We start from the raw sequence: 18,952 nt of genomic DNA on the forward strand, positions 1-18,952 counted from the left end.
GCCACCGACCCAGTACTCATCCGCGGGAAGTGTCAGCCGTCGTGCACCTTCGGCGTGATCCTGACCGTCCATGCCCCCGAGGCCGTCTTCCCCTCGACCTCCACCTGCACGGCCTCGCGGGGCACGGTGAAGCTCTCGCCCAGGGCGACCGGGGCGTCGGCGAGGGGTGGGTAGACCGAGTTCTCCCAGCAGGCCTCGGTGTGCGGGTGGGCGTCGACGACCTCCACCGGGCCGCCGCCGGACTCCGCGCCGCTTCTGATCCGGTACACCAGAACCCCCTGCCGGCAGGCGGCCCGGTCGTTTCCGGCCGGGGCGCGCGCCTCGAAGGCCAGGGCGCTGTCGGGGCCGGTGCGCACCACCGCCAGCTTCACCCCGTGCCCGAGGCCGAAGGCGGGAGTGCCCGACGGGCCCTGCACCGGGACACCGGGTCCGGCCTCCAGCGGTTCCAGGGTCAGCCGGGTCGGCCGCGCGCCGCGCACGCACACCACCTGGCGTGGATCCAGCCAGCCCAGCCTCCACTTGTGCCACGCGAGCAGGTCGGGTGCGAGCCCGAACTGGCTGCCCATCAGGTCCCAGTCGCCGACGTAGGTGTCCCAGTCGCCCTTGCCGTCGACCGGACGGTGGTAGAGGTCGGGCAGGTCGAACACGTGACCCGTCTCGTGGGCGAGGACGAGATGGTCCGGCGGGTGCTTCTCGAAAACCGTGACGACCCGGCGGACGTCCGTGCCGTCCACGTGCACGGGCGTGTCGAGGTTCACGACCTTCGTGGCGTCCGAGTCGACGCCGGGCGCGTCCGGGTCGGCGACGAGGTACACGACCTGGTAGCGGGAGAAGTCGACCTCCTTGTCGGCCACGGCGAACGCGTCCCGCAGGTAGGCGGCCCGGTGCCCCGGGCTCCAGTCCCGCCTTATGGCGTACGCCGCGGACGGCCGGGGCATGCGCAGCCAGTGCTTCAGCGGGTGCGGTCGCAGGGTGAACCGGCCGTAGGAGGCCTGCGTGAAGTAGCGGCCGGTTTCCGGGAAGTGGTCGGCGGTCAGCTCCGCGGGGGTGGTGCGCGGGACGGCGTCCGGGAAGGAGAGGAAGACCAGCACGGCGTCGAGCGCGCCGATCGGGCGGGTGTAGTCCGGGTTCCAGGTGTCCACGCCCTCGGAGTGGTGGGCGTCGGTCCGGTGCAGGGCGCACGGTGCCGTGGAGAACGGCTCGGCCACCGACCGGCCGCTGAGGATCGACGTCGCGGCGAGCGCCGACAGCGTGGTGCACACGGCGGCGGTGCTGCGCAGCTTGGGCACGGGCGTGACCTCCGGACGCGGTTCTCAGGACCGCATCCAGATTGCTGGGGTTTGTCGCGTTATGCCCTGTTCATCTGCACCACAAGGGTGAGTGCGCCCCCGGACGCGCCCGCGCGCTCCGGCGCCCGACACCCCGAAACACTCACGGAACGTCACAACTGGTCGGGGGCCCCAAGAACCCCTCCACGCGCGGGCAGAAACGATCTGTCAGAAACTGTGCTCCATCCGGGACACTGGAGAGTGGCTGGAAGGGCCCGGGGCCAGCCTCTATGATCGGCACACTTTCCGGCACGGACAGAGATCGAGTGCACTGCGGGAGCGAGCGGTGAGCGGAACGTCCGAAGGGCCGACGCCCGCGGCAGACCTCGACCGGTCAGCCGTCACAGACAGTGACCACACCACCTACCACCGTGTCTTCGCGGCTGCCCCGCTCGCCATGGCCGTCGTGGACCGCGCGGGACTCGTCGCGAGCGCCAACGCGGCCTTCGGCGAGCTGCTCGGCACGGATCCGGACACACTGACCGGGCGGGTCGCCGCCGACCTCGTCGACCTCGCCTCGGACGCCCGCAGCTGGCACGCCTACCGCGAGGTGCTGCGCGGCCGGCAGGCGAAGCTGCGCTGCACCCGCCGGCTGAAGCACCCCGAAGGGCACTCGGTGTGGGTGCAGGTGACCGTGGCCCCGCTGGGCGGCGAGCCCGGCGTCCTGCTCTCGGTGGCCGACATCAGCGCGCGCCGTGAACTCCAGGCGCGCCTGCGGCACTTGCAGATGCACGACCCGGTGACCCGGCTGCCCAACCGCACGCTGTTCTTCGAGCGGCTGACGGCCGCGCTGGAGGCGGAGTCGTACGAGCAGAGCGGCACCGGGCGGATCGGCCTGTGCTACCTGGACCTCGACGGCTTCAAGGCGGTCAACGACACCCTCGGCCACCGGGTCGGCGACCGGCTGCTCGCCGCCGTCGCCGAGCGCCTGACCCGGGTGGCCGACGAGGCCGGCTACGCCCGTGCCGTCACCCCGCTGGTGGCCCGGCTCGGCGGCGACGAGTTCGCGCTGCTCGTGGAGGACTCCACCGGTACCGAACAGCTCGCCGATCTCGCCGAGTCGGCGCTGAAGGCCCTGGAGGAGCCGTTCGATCTGGCGGGTCAGCGGCTGTCGTTGACCGCGTCCATCGGCGTCGTCGAGCGGCACGCGGCGGGTACGACGGCCACGGGGCTGATGCAGGCGGCCGACACGACCCTGTACTGGGCGAAGGCCGACGGCAAGGCCCGCTGGACCCTGTTCGACCCCGAGCGCAACGCACACCGGATGACCCGTCAGGCCCTGTCCTCCACCTTGCGTCCCGCCATCGAACGCGGCGAGTTCGCCCTGGAGTACCAGCCGTTGGTGGGCATGGAGGACGGGCGTCTCTCCGGGGTCGAGGCGCTGATCCGCTGGAATCATCCTCAGTTCGGCACACTGACGCCGAATCGGTTCATCGGACTGGCCGAGGAGGACGGCTCGATCGTGCAGCTGGGCCGCTGGGCGCTGGGCACCGCCTGCCGCCAGGCCCGCCGCTGGCAGCTGGACCACCCGGAGGACCCGCCCATCTTCGTCAGCGTCAACGTGGCCGTACGGCAGGTGTGGGACTCGGACCTGGTGGCGGACGTGGCGGAGACCCTGGCCGAGACCGGGCTCGCCCCGCACCTGCTCCAGCTGGAGCTGACCGAGTCGGCGGTGATGGGTTCGGCGGGCCGGCCGCTCCAGGCGCTGCAGGCGCTCAGCGAGATGGGCGTGCGCATCGCCATCGACGACTTCGGCACCGGCTACTCGAACCTCGCCTACCTCAGCCGCCTGCCGGTCTCCACCCTCAAGCTGGACGGTTCCTTCGTGCGCGGCTTCCAGTACGAGGCCGACAAGAACCCCGCGATCGCCCCCAACCCCGCCGACGAGGTCATCGTGGAGGCGATGATCCAGCTCGCCCACCGGCTCGGCATCACCGTCACGGCCGAGTGCGTGGAGACCTCGGCCCAGGCCACCCGGCTGCGCCGCATCGGCTGCGACACCGGCCAGGGCTGGCTGTACTCCCGCCCGGTGCCGCCGGATCGTATCTCCGAGCTGCTCGGCGCGCAGAGCTACGTGGTCGGCAAGCCGTAGGCGTCCGCGATCAACTCGTAGGACCGCAGCCGGAGTTCGCCGCGGTGGGCGTGGGAGACGAGCATCAGCTCATCGGCGCCGGTGCGCTTGTGCAGGTCGTCCAGGCCGGAGCGGACCTCGTCGGCGGTGCCGTGCACGATGTTGGACGTCCAGGAGGTGATGAACTCCTCCTCCATCGGACTGAACTCGTGCCTCTCGGCCTCGTCCGGGTCGGGGAAGAGGCCGGGCCGGCCGGTGCGCAGCCGGAGCATGTTCAGGGCCACCGCCCGGGTCTGGCGCCGGGCCTCGCGCGCGTCGTCGGTGGCGAGGGTGGAGACGCCGATGAGGGCGTACGGCTCGTCCAGGACCGCGGAGGGGCGGAAGGTCTGCCGGTACAGGTCCAGCGCCGGGATGGTGTTCTGCGCGGAGAAGTGGTGCGCGAAGGCGAACGGCAGGCCCAGCAGACCGGCGAGGCGCGCGCTGAAGCCGGAGGAGCCGAGCAGCCAGACGGGCGGACGGTGCGGGGACTGGACGCCGCCGGGGCTGGTGGCCTGGACGGGGCCGGGGATGGCGTGGATACGGCGGTAGGGGTGTCCGTCGGGGAAGTCGTCGTCGAGGAAGCGGGTGAGCTCGGCGAGCTGCTGCGGGAAGTCGTCGGCGCCCTCGTCGAGGGTGTCGCTGCGGCGCAGCGCCGCGGCCGTGGCGCCGTCCGTGCCGGGGGCGCGGCCGAGGCCGAGGTCGATGCGGCCCGGTGCCATCGCCTCCAGCGTGCCGAACTGCTCGGCGATCACCAACGGGGCGTGGTTGGGCAGCATGACGCCGCCCGAGCCGAGCCGGATGCGGTCGGTGTGGGCGGCGAGGTGGGCGAGGATCACGGCGGGCGAGGAGGAGGCGACGCCGGGCATGGAGTGGTGCTCGGCGACCCAGTACCGGTGGAATCCGCGGGCCTCGGCGAACCGGGACAGCTCCACGCTGGTGCGCAGCGCGTCGGAGGCGGTACTGCCCGCGCCCACGGTCACCAGGTCCAGTACGGAGAGGGGGGCGGGGGCGGTCCCGTGCGTGGTGCCCCGGATCTCGTCTGCCTCGTCTGCCGACACGGTGTGGGCCTCCTGTTCATGGCGTGCGCTGTCCTGGCGACACCTAACAGGAGGCACTCTCCGTTTATTCCCGGCGGGGCTCAGACCTGCACGATCGGTTCCCGGGTGAACAGCGTCCCCAGCGACGGCGCGTTCACCCGCCGGTCGGCGAGCCGCAGCCCCTCCCACACCGACACCTGGTTCGCCGTGAGCACCGGCTTGGACAGCGCCTTCTCCAGCAGCGGCAGATGCGCCGCCGTGTGCAGGGCGGTGTCCGGCAGCAGCACCGCCTCCGCGTCGGGGACGTCCGCGGCGCGCGCCAGCGTCAGCACGTCCTCCTCGCCCCACGTGCCGACCTCCGCGGCGGTGATGATCCCCGAGGAGCGCGTACTGGTCACCTCCAGGCCGCCCGCCCGCAGGAACTCCGCGAACAGCGCGGCGATGTCCTCCGGATAGGTCGCCCCGACCGCGACCCGCCGCACCCCGAGCTCCCGGGCCGCGTGCACGAACGCGAACGACGTCGAGGACGCGGGCATCCCGGCCAGCCGGGCCAGTGTGCGCACCTGCTCCTGGGCGCCCTCCCAGCCGTGTACGAAGCCGCCGCTGGTGCATGCCCACACCACCGTCTCGGCGCCGGTCAGCCGCAGGCTCTCCATGCCCGCCGCCAGCCGCTCGGCGGAGCCCATCTCGCGCAGCGCCGCCACCCGGTGCGCGTCCTCACCGATGTCGGTGTGGACCACGTCCACCCGGATGTCGCTGCCCAGGAGCTGTTCGATGCGTGGATAGTCGTCCTCGGCGGAGTGGCCCGGGTAGAGGAATCCGAGTGCGGTCATGTCCAGCCTTCCTGCGTCTCTTCCGGCAGTACGGGAGGCCAGGCGCGCGCCGACTCGTCCAGCAGCGCCTGATAGGGCCCCACGGCCCGGGTACCCAGTCGGCGCAGCGCAGCCCACACGGTGACCTGGTTGGCGGACAGCACCGGGATGCGCAGCTCCGCCTCCAGCTGGGGGATCACGTCGTACGTCGGCAGATTGGTGCAGGAGATGAAGAGCGCGTCGGCGGTACCGGGGCGCACCGCCTGCCGGGCCATGGCGACGACGTCCCGGTAGGGCACCCGCCAGATGTGCCGGGTCAGCCCCATGAAGGCGCACCCGGTGACCTGCACCCCGGCCTCGGCGACGAACTCCTCCAGCGCCCGGGTCACGGAAACGGTGTACGGCGTGACCAGCGCGACCCGTCGTACGCCCAGCTCCTGAAGCGCCTCCAGCAGCGCGCCGGAGGTGGTCACGGAGGGCGGCGCGCCGGCCAGGCTCATCGCCGCGCACATCGCCCGCTCCCCGGCGATCCCGCCGACGAAACTGCCGGAGGTGCAGGCGTAGGCGACGACCTCGGGTGCGACGGCGGTCAGCGCGCGCACGGCGTCGCCGAGGGTCTCGTGCTCGCTCACCAGCCGGGCCAGGTCCAGGCTCACCTCGACCGGCACGAACGGGGTCCGGGTCAGATGCAGTGACACCTCGTCGGGCACCCAGCGCCACAGCTCGCGATCGAGGGCGAAGTCGAACGGGGCCACCACTCCGACCCCGCGCTGGGGGCGGGGTCCGCCGAGAAAGGAGACGTCCATGGCTGCCACCCTCACGCTGGGAGACGAGCGAGCAACGGATCGCGAGTACGCCCGTGTTGACGAAGGTAGGTTGGGGTGCGAGCGTGGTCAATCCGCGCATAATCCGTGCATGTCAGACGCCCGGAGCCGCCCCGTATGACGACCCTCCCCACCCTCCTCGTCCTGGACGCCGAGCCGCCGCCCCGGCTCGGCCGGCTCACCGGCCGCGCCCGGATCGTGCACACGGACGCCGCGCATCTGGCCGAGCGGCTGCCGCAGGCAGACGTCCTGCTGGTCTGGGACTTCGCCTCGCACGCGGTCCGCGAGGCCTGGCCCGGGGAGGGGCCCCGGCCGCGCTGGGTGCACACGGCGAGCGCCGGTGTGGACCACCTCATGGGCCCGGAGCTGGCCGCGTCCGACACGGTGGTTACGAACGCGCGCGGGATCTTCGACCAGCCGATCGCCGAGTACGTGGCGGCCCTGGTGCTGGCGGTGGCCAAGGACCTGCCGCGCACGCTGGAGCTCCAGCGGGAGCGGACCTGGCGGCACCGGGAGGGCCGGCGGGTGGCGGGTACGCGCGCGTGCGTGGTCGGCTCGGGGCCGATCGGCCGGGCGATCGTCCGCACCCTGAAGGCCCTCGGTGTGACGACGGCGCTGGTCGGACGGGTGCCGCGGACCGGCATCCACGGCCCGGCCGACCTGGACCGGCTGATCTCCCGCGCGGACTGGGTGATCGCGGCGGCCCCGCTCACCGAGGAGACGTACGGCATGTTCGACACCCACCGGTTCGGCGTGATGCAGCCCTCGGCGTTCTTCGTCAACGTGGGCCGCGGTCAGCTCGTCGACGAGGACGCCCTCGCCCGGGCGCTGACCCGGCGCTGGATCACGGGCGCGGCCCTGGACGTCTTCACCACCGAACCCCTCCCCCCGGACAGCCCGTTGTGGGGGCTGCCGGGCCTGATCGTCTCCCCGCACATGAGCGGCGACACGATCGGCTGGCGGGACGAACTGGGCACGCAGTTCGTGGAGTTGTACGAGCGGTGGTCGGCGGGCAGATCTCTGCTGAACGTGGTCGACAAGAAGCGCGGATACGTCCCCGGTCACTGACTCTCGGACTGCTTGGAGGGTGCATGCAGCTCACCGACCTCACCGCCGTACAGCTCCTCGACGGGTACCGCAAGGGCGAGTTCAGTCCCGTGGAGGCGACCGCACAGGCCCTGGAGCGGGCACGGCGCGTCCAGCCGGAGGTGAACGCGTTCGTGCGCCTCACCGAGGAGGACGCGCTCGCCCGGGCCCGGGAGTCGGAGGAGCGCTGGCGGCGCGGCGAACCGGAAGGGCTGCTGGACGGGGTGCCGGTGACGGTGAAGGACATCCTCCTCCTGCGCGGCCACCCGACGCTGCGCGGCTCCAGGACGATCCCGGAGGAGGGGAGTTGGGAGGAGGACGCGCCCTCGGTGGCCCGGCTGCGCGAACACGGCGCGGTGTTCCTGGGCAAGACGACCACCCCGGAGTTCGGCTGGAAGGGCGTGACGGACTCCCCGCTGTCCGGGATCACCCGCAACCCGCACGACCCCTCCCGCACCGCCGGCGGCTCCAGCGGGGGCAGCGCGGCGGCCGTGGCGCTCGGCGCGGGTCCGCTGTCACTGGGCACGGACGGCGGGGGCAGCATCCGCATCCCGGCCGCGTTCTGCGGCGTCTTCGGCCTGAAGCCGACGTACGGCAGGGTGCCCCTCTACCCGGCGAGCGCCTTCGGCACGCTGTCGCACGCGGGCCCGATGACCCGGGACGCGGCCGACGCGGCCCTGCTGCTCGACGTCATCGGCGTGCCGGACGCACGTGACTGGTCGGGGCTGCCGGCCGCCCCGGGCCCCTTCACGGAGGGCCTGAAGGCGGGCGTACGGGGGCTGCGGGTGGCGTACTCCCCATCCCTCGGCGGCCAGGTCGCGGTCCAGCCGGCGGTCGCGGCGGCGGTACGGCGCACGGTGGCCCGGCTCGCCGACCTCGGCGCGTACGTCGAGGAGACCGACCCCGACTTCAGCGACCCGGTGGAGGCCTTCCACACCCTGTGGTTCAGCGGAGCGGCCCGGCTCACCGAGCGCTTCTCCCCGCGCAAGCGGCAGCTGATGGACCCCGGCCTGCGGGAGATCTGTGTCCAGGGCGCCCGGTACAGCGCGCTGGACTATCTCGCCGCCGTCGACGTCCGCATGGACCTCGGCCGCCGCATGGGCCGCTTCCACGAGCGGTACGACCTGCTGGTCACCCCGACCCTGCCGGTCACGGCCTTCGAGGCGGGCGTGGAGGCGCCGAGAGGTGGCGCACACCGGCGCTGGACGGGCTGGACGCCGTTCACCTACCCGTTCAACCTCACCCAGCAGCCCGCGGCGACTGTCCCGGTGGGCACGGACGCCGACGGACTGCCCGTGGGGACGCAACTGGTCGCCGCGCGGCACCGGGACGACCTGGTGCTCCGGGCCGCGCACGCGCTGTACGAGAGCGGGCTGCCGCTCTCCGGGAGCGTCAGGCCCTGCGGAAACTGAGCGTCTCCCCCGCGGCCCCGCTGCGCCACAGGTCGTTGCAGGCCTCGGCCATCGCCTCCAGTCCCTCCACCACCTGGCCCCACACGATCCCCGGCACCCATCCCACGTCGCCGTTGAGGAGCAGGTTGTTGCGCTCGTAGAACAGGGCCAGGTCGACCACCGTGCTGCCGGGGCGGACCTCGCGGTCGTAGCCGTAGGCCCTGGTGCCCAGCTCGGCGCCGGCGAAGGTGAAGTAACAGAGGTCGCCGGGAATCGGGGTGACCGTCGGGTTCTCCAGTGGGGGTTCCGTGGAGGCGAAGGGCGGGAAGAGGGCGTAGATCTCGTTGCGCGCGTATTTGGCGTGGTAGACCTCACCCGCGAGCGGGAGCGCGTCCCATACCGCCGCGCAGGTCAGGGGCGCGCGGTCGGTCAGCAGTCGTGCCGTGCAGTGCACGTCCCGCTTGTCGAGCGAGACGGTGACGAATCGTTCGGCCATGAGACAAGGGTGCATAGCCCGGATGCGCTTGGGTAGCCGCGCCGCCATGGCTCCACCACTTGGGAACGACGTATACACGATACGGGCGGAACACAGACACACCCGGCGGTCCGTGCTCGGCGGCCTCGCCGCCCTCGGTGTGCTGGGCGCGGCAGGCTGCACTCGGGTGGCCGAGGCCTCCGGCAAGGAGGGCGGCGACCTGCTCCAGCGGCTGCGCGCCCAGGGCGTCGTCCGGCTCGGGATCGCCGGTGAGATCCCCTTCGGGTACATCGACAAGGACGGGCACCTCACCGGTGAGGCGCCGGAGCTGGCCAAGGTGATCTTCAAGCGGCTCGGGGTGGACAAGGTGCAGCCGGTCCCGACCGAGTTCGGCTCGCTGATCCCGGGGCTCAACTCACAGCAATTCGACGTCGTGGCGGCCGGGATGTACGTCAATCCGGACCGCTGCCAGCAGGTGATCTTCGCCGACCCCGACTACCAGATGCTCGATTCGTTCATCGTGCGCAAGGGCAACCCGCTGGGGCTGCGCTCCTACAAGGACATCGTCGCGAAGAAGGCGAAGTTCGCCACCGGTACCGGATACGCCGAGATCCAGTACGCGGTCGAGGCCGGGTACAAGCAGAGCGACATCCTCATCGTCCCGGACCAGGTCGCCGGCCTGAACGCCGTGGAGGCGGGCCGTGTCGACGTCTTCGCCGGTACGGCGCTCACCACGCGGGCCGTGGTGAGGAAGTCCGCCAAGGCCGAGGCCACCGCGCCCTTCGCGCCGCTGGTCAAGGGCAAACCGCACGTCGACGGGGGCGCCTTCGCGTTCCGGCCGACCGAGACCGCGCTGCGGGACGCCTTCAACGTCGAGCTGCACAAGCTGAAGAAGAGCGGCGAACTGTTCCGCATCCTCAGGCCGTTCGGCTTCACCAAGGCCGAGATGACCGACCTCACCGCGAAGGAGCTGTGCGGCGGATGACCTCGGGACTGTGGGAACTCGTACTGAAGGGCGTCTGGACCACCGTCCAGCTGCTGGTGTTCAGCGCCTTGCTGGCCACCGCGGTGTCCTTCGTCGTCGGCATCGCGCGCACCCACCGGCTGTGGATCGTGCGGTTCGTGGCCGGCTTCTACACCGAGGTGTTCCGCGGCACCTCGGCGCTGGTGATGATCTTCTGGGTGTTCTTCGTGCTGCCGGTCGCCTTCGGCTGGCAGCTGGTGCCCCTGTGGGCGGGCACGCTGGCGCTCGGCCTGACGTACGGCGCGTACGGCACGGAGATCGTGCGCGGCGCGCTGAACGCGGTGGACCCGGCGCAGAAGGAGGGCGGGATCGCGCTCAGCTTCACGCCCTGGCAGCGCCTCAGGCTGGTCCTGCTGCCGCAGGCGGTGCCGGAGATGATCCCGACCTTCTGCAATCTGCTGATCGAGCTACTCAAGGGCACCGCGCTGGTGTCGGTCATGGGCATGGGCGATCTGACGTTCAGCGCGAACCTGGTCCGGCTGGCGCTGCAGCAGAGCGCGGAGATCTACACGTACGTGCTGCTGATCTACTTCGCGATCGCCTTCGTCCTGACGCGGCTGATGCGCTCGTTGGAGAAGCGGCTGAAGGCCAGGGTCGGCAAGGACGCCGGGACGTTCTCGGCGGCGCGTGAACTCAAGCGCGCGCAGACGACCGGAGTGGGGGGTCGTGTCGCATGAAGTGGGACTGGAACGCCGTGAGCGGCTTCATGCCGCACTTCTGGGACGGTCTGCGGGTCACCCTGGAGGCCCTGGCCCTCGGTTCACTGCTGTCCTTCAGCCTGGGCCTGGTGTGGGCGCTGCTGATGCGGACGCCGAGCCGCTGGGTGCGCTGGCCGGTCGGGGTGGTCACCGAGTTCGTGCGCAACACCCCGCTGCTGGTGCAGCTGTTCTTCCTGTTCTACGTGCTGCCCGAGTGGAACGTCACGTTCTCCGCGCTGACCACCGGCGTCTTCGCGATCGGCCTGCACTACTCGACGTACACCATGCAGGTCTACCGGGCCGGCATCGAGGCGGTCCCGGCCGGCCAGTGGGAGGCGGCGACCGCGCTGAACCTGCCCCGGCGGCGCACCTGGACGGCGGTGATCCTGCCGCAGGCCGTCCGCCGGGTGGTCCCCGCGCTCGGCAACTACGTGATCGCCATGCTCAAGGACACGCCGATGCTGATGACGATCACCGTGCTGGAGATGCTCGGCCAGGCCCGGCTCTTCTCCCAGCAGCACTTCCAGTTCACCGAGCCGGTCACCGTGATCGGAGTGGCCTTCATCCTCATCTCCTACCTGGCCTCCCTTCTCCTGCGAGCCCTGGAGCGACGCCTTGTCCGTTGAGACCCGTCCGCAGCCGTCCCTCACCGACGCCGAGCCCACCGAGCTGATCCGCCTGGAGAACGTCACCAAGCGGTTCGGCGCGAACACCGTGCTCGACCGGCTCGACTTCTCCGTCGACGCCGGCCGGCACGTGACCCTGATCGGGCCCTCCGGGTCCGGCAAGACCACGATCCTCAGACTTCTGATGACCCTCACCAAACCGGACGAGGGCACGATCACCGTCGACGGCGAGCAGCTGTTCCCGGCGCCGGAGAAGCAGATCCGGGAGGTGCGCAAGAAGATCGGGATGGTGTTCCAGCAGTTCAACCTGTTCCCGAACATGAGCGTGCTGCGGAACATCACCGAGGCGCCGGTGCAGGTCCTCGGCATGTCCCGGGACGAGGCCGAGGAGCGGGCCCGGGAGCTGCTGGAGCTGGTGGGCCTGACCGACAAGTGCGACGCGAAGCCGACCCGGTTGTCCGGCGGTCAGCAGCAGCGGGTGGCGATCGCCCGGGCGCTGGCCATGCGGCCCAAGGTGCTGCTGCTGGACGAGGTCACCTCCGCGCTCGACCCGGAGCTGGTCGCGGGCGTCCTCGACCTGCTCAGGGACATCGCCCGCAGCACGGACATCACGATGCTCTGCGTGACCCACGAGATGGGTTTCGCCCGGGACATCTCCGACCAGGTGCTGATGTTCGACGGTGGCCGGGTGATCGAATCGGGTTCCCCGGAGAAGATCTTCACCGAGCCGGAGCAGGACCGCACCCGGGAATTCCTCAGCGCGGTCCTGTGACCACGGGGCGTGAATCGGGCAGATACCGAGGTCCGGCCGCTGGGTCATGACCTTGGCATATGCCAGAGGGCCTGCGCCGCAGTTGGGAGGGGCCTGGCGGGGACGACAATCTCGCCAACCCCCTCTCCCCGCACCGGGTTTGCCCGTTATCGTGGAAGCGATCCGCCGACCGGATCCGCGGCCCACACAGGCGAGCGCAGGGGGAAACACCGTGGCGCTGATGAACGAGCCGACCGCCCCGTACCACTCCGCCCAGGACGCGCTGCGCGTGCTGGAGACCGTGGCCCGCCACTCCGCCGGCGTCACCGACACCGAGCTGGCCCGCCGCACCGGCCTCGGCCCGGAGCGGCTCACCGCCCTGCTGCGCATGCTGCGCCGCGAGGGCTACGTCGAGCAGATCACCGGCGGCGCGTACGTCACCGGCGACACCCTGCGCCGGCTCACCTCCGCGCACGACAGGGAGCGGGCCGTGCGCGAGAAGCTCCAGCAGACCCTGGACCGGCTGCGCGACTCGGTCGGCGCGGCGGTCTACATGAGCCGGTACGTCGACGGCGAGGTCAAGGTCACCCAGTACGCGGCCGGGCCGTCCACCCCGGCGGTCAACGAGTGGGTCGACTTCCGCTACTCCGCCCACGCCACGGCGGTCGGCAAGAGCCTGCTGACCCAGCTCGACCACAACGCCCGCCGCGACCACCTCTCCCGGCACAAGATGGCCCGCCTCACCTCGCGCACCATCACCAGCGACAAGCTGCTGCTCTCCCGGCTGGAGTCCCAGCCGCCGACGGTGCCGGTCCTGGACCTCCAGGAGTACGCGATCGGCACGGTCTGCGCGGCGGTCCCGATCACCGCGGGCTCCGCGGTGGGCTGCCTGGCCCTGTCGCTTCCCGTGGAGCACGCGCACCGGCTGCGGCAGGCGGCGGACGCGCTGAACCGGAACGCGACGCCGGTGCTGCTGTCCCTGACCCTGTAGGTGGTCACGAGCACCCCTCGGGACCAGGTAGTATTTTCTTCGTCGCCAGCCGAGGAAGACGAAATCCGAGGTAGGCGAGAGTCATGCGCCGCTAGCTCAGTTGGTTAGAGCAGCTGACTCTTAATCAGCGGGTCCGGGGTTCGAGTCCCTGGCGGCGCACAGATGAAGGGCCCTTCGCGGAAGCGAGGGGCCCTTCGGCGTCCCCCTCCGTGAGCCTCCGGTAGGCCCCCTCCCCGGCCGGCCTCCACCACACCGGATCGGCGCAGGCGACCCCCTCCTTCCTGAGCCGCGCCCGGTGGATCTTGTTCGTGGCCGTCACCGGCATCCGCTTCACCACCCGCACGAAGCGGGGCGCCATCTTCGTGCCCAGGTCGGGCTGGGCCGCCAGGAACTCCGCGAAGCCCGCCGGATCGAAGGTGCCGGCCACGGTCGCCATCACCTGGTCCCCGGTCACCGGGTCCGGCACCCCGTAGACGGCGACGGCCACCGCGCCCTCGTACCGGGCGAGGATGTTCTCGATCACCGCGGCGGCCAGGTTCTCCCCGTCGACGCGGATCCTGTCATCGGTACGGCCCGCGAAGTACAGGTATCCCTCCGCGTCCCGGTAGAACAGATCACCGGTCCAGTAGGCGCCGCCCCGGCGCCGCTCGGCCTCGGCGGCCGGGTTCCGCCAGTACCCCTCGAACGGGTTGGGTCCCCGGTTCACCAGCTCCCCGATCGCCTCCTCCCCGTTGAGCAGCCGCCCCGCGGGGTCGAACACGGCCGGCGGGCACGCGCGCCCGGTGGCGGGGTCGAGCACCACGAGCCCCGGCCCGGCCGGTCCCACCGCGCCGCGGGGTGTGCCCGGTGCCCACTGGATCGCCGCGCCGCCCTCGGAGGAGCCGTACCCCTCCACCAGCCGCACCCCGAAGCGCCGCTCGAAGGCCGCCGCGTCCACCGCGCCGGCCTCCGTCCCGAAGCCGAGCCGCAGCGGGTTGTCCCGGTCGTCCGCCCGTTCCTCGGTGGCGAGGACGTACTGGACGGCCCGGCCGACGTAGGTGAAGTACGTGGCCCGGTAGCGGCGCACGTCGGGCAGGAACCCGGACGCCGAGAACCGCCGTCGCAGCGCGACCCCGGCGCCCGCGGTCAGCGCGGGCGCCCAGTCGGCGATCACCGCGTTGCCGTGGAACATCGGCATGCAGATGTAGTGCACGTCGTCCGGGCGCACCCCGAACTGCCGGACCAGCGCCTGCCCGGCCGCCGCCAGCCGGCCCTGGGAGCAGAGGGCCGCCTTGGGGGCGCCCGTCGAGCCGGAGGTGAAGTACAGCAGCAGCCGGTCGGCCGGGGCGGCGCGGGACGGGTCGGGCACGGCGTCCGCGTAGGGGGCGAGGAGGGTGGCGTACTCCTCGTCGTCCGTCACGAGGAGCCGTACCCCCGGCAGGTCCAGGCCCGCCAGCAGGGGCAGCCGGGCCCGCTCGGTGACCAGGAGCGGGCACTCGGTGTGCAGGATGTCCCGGGCCAGTTCGGGACCGCGGCGGGTGGGGTTGATCCCGGCGACGGCCGCTCGGGCGAGGGCGGCGGCACCGAGCCACAGCGGGAACTCCTCGGTGTTGTCGAGGAGTACGCCGACATGCGGGACGGAGCCCGGGGGCAGCAGGTCGGCCAGCAGGGCCGCCCGGGCGGCGGCGCCGGCGGCGACCTGGTGCTGGGTCAGCGTGCGCTCCTCGCACATGAGCCCCGGGCGGTGGTCGCCCCACCGCGCCGCGACCAGCTCGGCAACCGTGCGCGCCTCGGTCCTCATGGCAGCGCACGGTAGCTGACAGAGCGTCAGATGTGGAGAGGGGGTCGGGAACCCGTGCTACGGAAGCAGACCGGCCGACTCCGAGAACATCGCGTGCGCCAGGACGATGAAGCCGACGCAGAAGGTCATCGCCACCCCGAGGAAGGCCACCCCGAAACCGGTGCCGACGGCCAGCCTGGCGGGCGCCGGCGGGCGCGCGGTGGCCCGCTGGGGCTGCTCCGGCAGATAGCGCACGGTGACGAAGTCGCCTTCCACGACCGTCGCCGGGCCGTCCTCCTCCTCGAAGCGGACCGTGCGGCCCTCGTGGGTGGTGAACTCGTAGACGTGGTGCAGGGTCGTCCGCACGGACGTGTCCCCGCCGCCCCCGCTGGTCGTCGTGAACATCCGCAGACAGCGCCCCTCGGCGGTCAGACCGTGCGTCCAGGTCCTGCCGATCCGCCGGGCCCGGCGCAGCAGCAGGAAGGCGGCGTACCCGAGGCCGGCGATCATGAGGGTGGGTACGGCGTAGAAGAAGAGCTCGAACATGAGGTTCCCCCGAGGTCCGGTCCGCCGGCCCGCTCGGCCGGCGTGCGAGGAACGTACCCGCCGGTAGGGGCGGCGGGCCTCAAGGGAACCTCAGTTTCCGGGCTGTGGCGGAACGGTCCTCAGAAGGTGACGTCCGAGCAGGCGTAGAACGCGTTGCCCGTGTCGGCGATCGTCCACACCGCGACGATGACGTGGTGCCCGCTCAGCCCGCTCGGCAGCGTGCCTCTGTGGCTGAGGGTGGCCGGCGGCCGCTGGCCGTTGTACGGGACCGTCAGGAACGGGGTGAGGTTGAGGTCCGAGCGGGACAGGGCGTGGTTCTGGTTCCAGCCCTGCCTGGTGACGTAGTACTTGAAGTCCGTCGTGGCGTGCATGGCGGTGAACTGCCAGCGGAACGTGTACGTCTGGCCGCCCGTCACCCTGGTGGTGGGCCACGCCCCGCCGGACGGGGTGGCCGGCGAGCTGAGCTGGGCGAACCGGCTCAGGCCGCCGTTGCATATCTGGCCGTCGGCGGGCCCCGCGGCCGGGAAGCCCTTGGGGCCCTCGACGCTCTGCGGCTCGTACTGGATGTCGCCGCAGCCCGTCACCGTGCCGTTGGCGCAGAGCTTCTGCCTGCTGACGGGGAGGTCGGTGTAGCCGTGCCCGCTGGCGCCGCCGGTGGAGAGCGCGAACGCTCCGGCGGTCACCACGCCGAGCACGACCGCGGACAACTTGGTCTTGGTGCGCATACTGCCGCTCCTGGAGAACGTGGGGAGTTCGGTGAGCTGTGCAGGTAGGTCTAGACCAAGTACCAGATTATTGCCGCTAGTTGAACATGTCCATACCAATCGCGGCTTGCCCTACGACGGCTCTCCCCGTCCCGAGCAGAAGGCGACCGTCAGGTCACGCACCAGCGCCTTCCGTTCGTAGTCGTCGAGTTCGACCAGGCCACGCGCGGTCAGTCTGGTCACCGTGTCCTCCACCGCGTCCACCACCGAGCTGAGCATGCCGGCCCGCTGCCGGGCGTCCAGCGCGGCCATCCGGCGCCGGTGCATCGCGGGGGCCACCTCCGGGGCGTACTCCACCCGGACCGGCTGCACCGAGAACACCTCCAGGCCGACCGGCGCGGTCTCCTCCGCCACCAGCCGGGACAGCGCGTCCCCGGCCGCCGTCACCCCGTCCGGCGACTCGCCCTGCGGCTCCACCGGCACCCGGGCCAGCGCCGCCTCCACGCACTCGCGCAGGTACGCCTCGTGGTCCTCGATGCCGAGCACCGCCCGCGCGGTGTCGCGCACCCGCCACACCACCAGTACGACCACCCTGAGCGCCAGTCCGTCGGGATCCGCCGCCGGCATCGCCTCGCTGCGCCAGTGCCGCAGCCGCACGTCGACCAGGCGGCGCGGAACCATCGGGTTCACCCAGAGCAGCCCGGTCCGCCGGACCGTCCCCCGGTAGCGGCCGAACAGACCGAGCACCCAGGCCCGCTCGCTGCGCCCCCGGACCAGCCCGCCGAAGCCGATGATCCCGAGCACCCCCGCTCCGGCGTACGCCACCCACTGCACCGGACCGAGACCCACACCCGCGGACCGGGGCAACCGCAGCACCGCCACCGCCACCGGTGAAAGCAGTCCCGCCCACCACGAGATCACCAGACACCCGAGGAGCCCGCACAGCCCGGCCAGCACCCCCACGGCGCCCGGCAGCACCCGCGCCGGACGTTCCATCAGCTCCGGGTCGACGTCCGGAAGGGGCCGGCCGCGCGCCGGCGGCCGGCCGGGAAGCCGCGACTGCTCGCCGATGCCGTGGCGGCCGGCCACCACCACGGGCTTGAGCGGCACCGTCACCGAGGTCGCCGGGTCGGGGGCGTCGCGGTAGAGCAGATGGACCGGGATCTCGGTGGTCGTCTCGTTGTGGATCAGCCGGTCCGGATCCCCGCCCGAGGCCACTGCGGCCTCCGGCTCCCCCTCGGAATCGGGCGGTGTGTGTGACGTCGTCGTACTCATGCCTGCCTCCAGCCTCCACGCCAGATGCGTCGTCGAAGGGGTTGTTCATGGGCGGTCGGGGACCGTCGTGGTCGGTGACCGGCGCCGGCCGGGCGGTCAGAGGCCGGTCACCCGGCCGGGGTCCACGTCCGCGAACAGCCGTCGCCAGGTCTCCGGCCCCGGATAGCCGTCCGCCGCGCCGCCGCGCCAGCCCTGGGTGCGCTGGAAGGCCTCGACGGCACGCCGGTCCGCCTCGCCCCAGCGCGGGCCGGGACCGCCGGTGTAGAAGCCGCCGAACCCCATCTCCACCAGCCGGCGGCCGATCTGCGTGACATAGGCGTTCTCCGCGCCGGGAAGGAAGTGGTGCCGGCCGGGGTAGCCGGGCACCCCGTGGGACATGGGCACCCCCTGTCCGGCCGGCCGGGCCGGTCCTGCCGCGCCCGCCTGGCGGACGCCCGCCTTGGCGTCGGCGGGCAGGCCCTTGTAGCGGTAGGGGACGTACTTGTCCACGTTGCTCCAATAGGGATAGGGCGTGGCCTGACTGCGGGTGTGCGGGGGTGTCTGCTCGTAGACCGTGTAGTAGGTGTGCGTGTAGTCCGTCCAGCCGCCGAAGATCACCACGTGGGAGCCTTTCTCGGGGTTGTCGGGGTTGTGGTAGAGCAGGATGTCCCCGGGCTTGAGCTGTTCCTTGGTGATCTTCACGCCGAACTGGTCGAGGCTGCCCGTCCACTCGTTGCTGGGCAGGCTCCAGGCCATGGACACATAGCCCGAACAGTCCTGCCGGTAACCGTCGGTCCAGTAGTCGTTCATGCTGTACGGCACCTGTGCGGCCACCCAGGTCTTGGCCCGGTTGATGATCTGGGTCCGGGTGGTCGCGGGGATCGGGGCGGTGTCGGGGCTCGTCGGCTGGCCGCCGGGGCCGTGCAGCGGGGCCTTCGCGCCCTGGGGGGTGTCGGGCTCGCCGCCGCCGGTCGCGTGGGGGCGCCCCTCGGCGGGGCGGCCCGGGGTGACGGCGACGGCCGGGGCAGCTGCGCCGAGGACGGCGGAGGCGGCGGCGACGACCACGATCCCGCGGGCCGCCGCGGGGCCGCCGGAGCGGCCGGACGGCGGGCGGGGGCTCACCCGTCGCCCTGCGACGCAACCGGGGCAGTCACAGTCGCTCGCCGGGGCGAAATCCTCGAACACGGGCGCCTTCATGCGATCTACCTCACATTCGGAGGGGATTTGTCCACAAGTGTGTACGTTGATCAGTTTCCCAACTCACCACAAGAGCGACACTTTGACGGTCCGAATGATGTACACGGCCCCTCCGACGGCCGCCCGGTCACCGCGGGGCCGCCAGGACGTGGTCCGGAGCACTCGCGAAGGTCGGGTAGAGTTCTCTTCGTCAGCAGGCGCCGCTAGCTCAGTTGGTTAGAGCAGCTGACTCTTAATCAGCGGGTCCGGGGTTCGAGTCCCTGGCGGCGCACAGACGACGATGGCGAGTGATGACCGCGGACAACGCGGTCATCACACGCCAACGTGGGTTTTTGGTTG

At 71.7% G+C, this 18,952-nt stretch carries 18 protein-coding genes and 2 tRNA genes; 10 read left to right on the forward strand and 10 right to left on the reverse strand.

Annotation, left to right across the window (positions count from 1 at the left end):
- Positions 1 to 32: 32 nt before the first annotated feature.
- The gene (locus tag AB0D93_RS13725; RefSeq protein WP_362118118.1) at positions 33 to 1,289 is read right to left on the reverse strand and encodes a M6 family metalloprotease domain-containing protein; all 1,257 of its coding nucleotides are present in this window, start codon (positions 1,287 to 1,289) and stop codon (positions 33 to 35) included.
- A 325-nt stretch (positions 1,290 to 1,614) separates the two neighbouring features.
- Here AB0D93_RS13725 and AB0D93_RS13730 point away from each other — a divergent pair, with 325 nt between their 5' ends.
- The gene (locus AB0D93_RS13730) at positions 1,615 to 3,420 is read left to right on the forward strand and encodes a bifunctional diguanylate cyclase/phosphodiesterase (RefSeq protein WP_362118121.1); all 1,806 of its coding nucleotides are present in this window, start codon (positions 1,615 to 1,617) and stop codon (positions 3,418 to 3,420) included.
- Here AB0D93_RS13730 and AB0D93_RS13735 read toward each other — a convergent pair.
- The 3 genes from AB0D93_RS13735 to AB0D93_RS13745 all read right to left on the reverse strand — a co-directional run bounded on the left by AB0D93_RS13735 (position 3,399) and on the right by AB0D93_RS13745 (position 6,093).
- Complete coding sequence (locus AB0D93_RS13735; RefSeq protein WP_362118124.1) at positions 3,399 to 4,496, reverse strand: LLM class flavin-dependent oxidoreductase; 1,098 nt, start codon at positions 4,494 to 4,496, stop codon at positions 3,399 to 3,401. The two genes, AB0D93_RS13730 and AB0D93_RS13735, sit on opposite strands and share 22 nt — an antisense overlap.
- A gap of 80 nt (positions 4,497 to 4,576) precedes the next feature.
- Complete coding sequence (locus AB0D93_RS13740; protein WP_362118127.1) at positions 4,577 to 5,308, reverse strand: decarboxylase; 732 nt, start codon at positions 5,306 to 5,308, stop codon at positions 4,577 to 4,579.
- On the reverse strand, positions 5,305 to 6,093 hold the full coding sequence (locus tag AB0D93_RS13745; RefSeq protein WP_362118130.1) for a decarboxylase: 789 nt from the start codon (positions 6,091 to 6,093) through the stop codon (positions 5,305 to 5,307). The genes AB0D93_RS13740 and AB0D93_RS13745 overlap by 4 nt, the downstream gene beginning before the upstream one ends.
- Positions 6,094 to 6,228: 135 nt before the next feature.
- Between AB0D93_RS13745 and AB0D93_RS13750 the strand changes: the two genes are divergently transcribed.
- Positions 6,229 to 7,179 (forward strand): D-2-hydroxyacid dehydrogenase, encoded by a 951-nt coding sequence (locus AB0D93_RS13750; protein WP_362118133.1) that lies wholly within the window; start codon positions 6,229 to 6,231, stop codon positions 7,177 to 7,179.
- A gap of 23 nt (positions 7,180 to 7,202) precedes the next feature.
- Positions 7,203 to 8,609 (forward strand): amidase, encoded by a 1,407-nt coding sequence (locus tag AB0D93_RS13755; protein WP_362118136.1) that lies wholly within the window; start codon positions 7,203 to 7,205, stop codon positions 8,607 to 8,609.
- Here AB0D93_RS13755 and AB0D93_RS13760 read toward each other — a convergent pair.
- Positions 8,590 to 9,084 carry a DUF3830 family protein gene (locus AB0D93_RS13760; protein WP_362118139.1) on the reverse strand — a complete coding sequence of 165 codons (495 nt, stop codon included), beginning with the start codon at positions 9,082 to 9,084 and terminating at the stop codon, positions 8,590 to 8,592. The two genes, AB0D93_RS13755 and AB0D93_RS13760, sit on opposite strands and share 20 nt — an antisense overlap.
- A gap of 46 nt (positions 9,085 to 9,130) precedes the next feature.
- Between AB0D93_RS13760 and ehuB the strand changes: the two genes are divergently transcribed.
- The 6 genes from ehuB to AB0D93_RS13790 all read left to right on the forward strand — a co-directional run bounded on the left by ehuB (position 9,131) and on the right by AB0D93_RS13790 (position 13,312).
- The gene (ehuB, locus tag AB0D93_RS13765) at positions 9,131 to 10,048 is read left to right on the forward strand and encodes an ectoine/hydroxyectoine ABC transporter substrate-binding protein EhuB (protein WP_362118142.1); all 918 of its coding nucleotides are present in this window, start codon (positions 9,131 to 9,133) and stop codon (positions 10,046 to 10,048) included.
- The gene (ehuC, locus tag AB0D93_RS13770; protein WP_362118145.1) at positions 10,045 to 10,764 is read left to right on the forward strand and encodes an ectoine/hydroxyectoine ABC transporter permease subunit EhuC; all 720 of its coding nucleotides are present in this window, start codon (positions 10,045 to 10,047) and stop codon (positions 10,762 to 10,764) included. The genes ehuB and ehuC overlap by 4 nt, the downstream gene beginning before the upstream one ends.
- Positions 10,761 to 11,411, forward strand: coding sequence for an ectoine/hydroxyectoine ABC transporter permease subunit EhuD (ehuD, locus tag AB0D93_RS13775; RefSeq protein WP_362118148.1), 651 nt, complete (start codon positions 10,761 to 10,763; stop codon positions 11,409 to 11,411). The genes ehuC and ehuD overlap by 4 nt, the downstream gene beginning before the upstream one ends.
- Entirely contained in the window at positions 11,401 to 12,183 is a 783-nt protein-coding gene (gene ehuA / locus AB0D93_RS13780) for an ectoine/hydroxyectoine ABC transporter ATP-binding protein EhuA (protein WP_362118151.1), read from the forward strand. The genes ehuD and ehuA overlap by 11 nt, the downstream gene beginning before the upstream one ends.
- A gap of 211 nt (positions 12,184 to 12,394) precedes the next feature.
- Complete coding sequence (locus tag AB0D93_RS13785) at positions 12,395 to 13,153, forward strand: IclR family transcriptional regulator C-terminal domain-containing protein (protein WP_362118154.1); 759 nt, start codon at positions 12,395 to 12,397, stop codon at positions 13,151 to 13,153.
- A gap of 85 nt (positions 13,154 to 13,238) precedes the next feature.
- A tRNA-Lys gene (locus tag AB0D93_RS13790) sits at positions 13,239 to 13,312 on the forward strand.
- Here the strand turns inward: AB0D93_RS13790 and AB0D93_RS13795 are convergent.
- The 5 genes from AB0D93_RS13795 to AB0D93_RS13815 all read right to left on the reverse strand — a co-directional run bounded on the left by AB0D93_RS13795 (position 13,278) and on the right by AB0D93_RS13815 (position 18,613).
- Positions 13,278 to 14,933, reverse strand: a complete 1,656-nt coding sequence (locus AB0D93_RS13795) for a long-chain-fatty-acid--CoA ligase (protein ID WP_362118157.1) — start codon at positions 14,931 to 14,933, stop codon at positions 13,278 to 13,280. The two genes, AB0D93_RS13790 and AB0D93_RS13795, sit on opposite strands and share 35 nt — an antisense overlap.
- Positions 14,934 to 14,990: 57 nt before the next feature.
- Entirely contained in the window at positions 14,991 to 15,458 is a 468-nt protein-coding gene (locus AB0D93_RS13800) for a DUF3592 domain-containing protein (protein ID WP_362118160.1), read from the reverse strand.
- Between the two features lie 119 nt (positions 15,459 to 15,577).
- Entirely contained in the window at positions 15,578 to 16,183 is a 606-nt protein-coding gene (locus AB0D93_RS13805) for a lytic polysaccharide monooxygenase (RefSeq protein WP_362118163.1), read from the reverse strand.
- A gap of 111 nt (positions 16,184 to 16,294) precedes the next feature.
- Positions 16,295 to 17,437, reverse strand: a complete 1,143-nt coding sequence (locus AB0D93_RS13810) for an SPFH domain-containing protein (protein ID WP_362118166.1) — start codon at positions 17,435 to 17,437, stop codon at positions 16,295 to 16,297.
- A 96-nt stretch (positions 17,438 to 17,533) separates the two neighbouring features.
- Positions 17,534 to 18,613, reverse strand: coding sequence for a peptidoglycan-binding protein (locus AB0D93_RS13815; protein WP_362118169.1), 1,080 nt, complete (start codon positions 18,611 to 18,613; stop codon positions 17,534 to 17,536).
- A gap of 197 nt (positions 18,614 to 18,810) precedes the next feature.
- Between AB0D93_RS13815 and AB0D93_RS13820 the strand changes: the two genes are divergently transcribed.
- Positions 18,811 to 18,884: transfer RNA gene (locus AB0D93_RS13820), tRNA-Lys, on the forward strand.
- The last annotated feature ends 68 nt before the right edge of the window (positions 18,885 to 18,952 follow it).

Origin of the sequence: Streptomyces sp. NPDC048191 (assembly GCF_040652655.1) — a bacterium.
GTDB lineage: Bacteria > Actinomycetota > Actinomycetes > Streptomycetales > Streptomycetaceae > Streptomyces.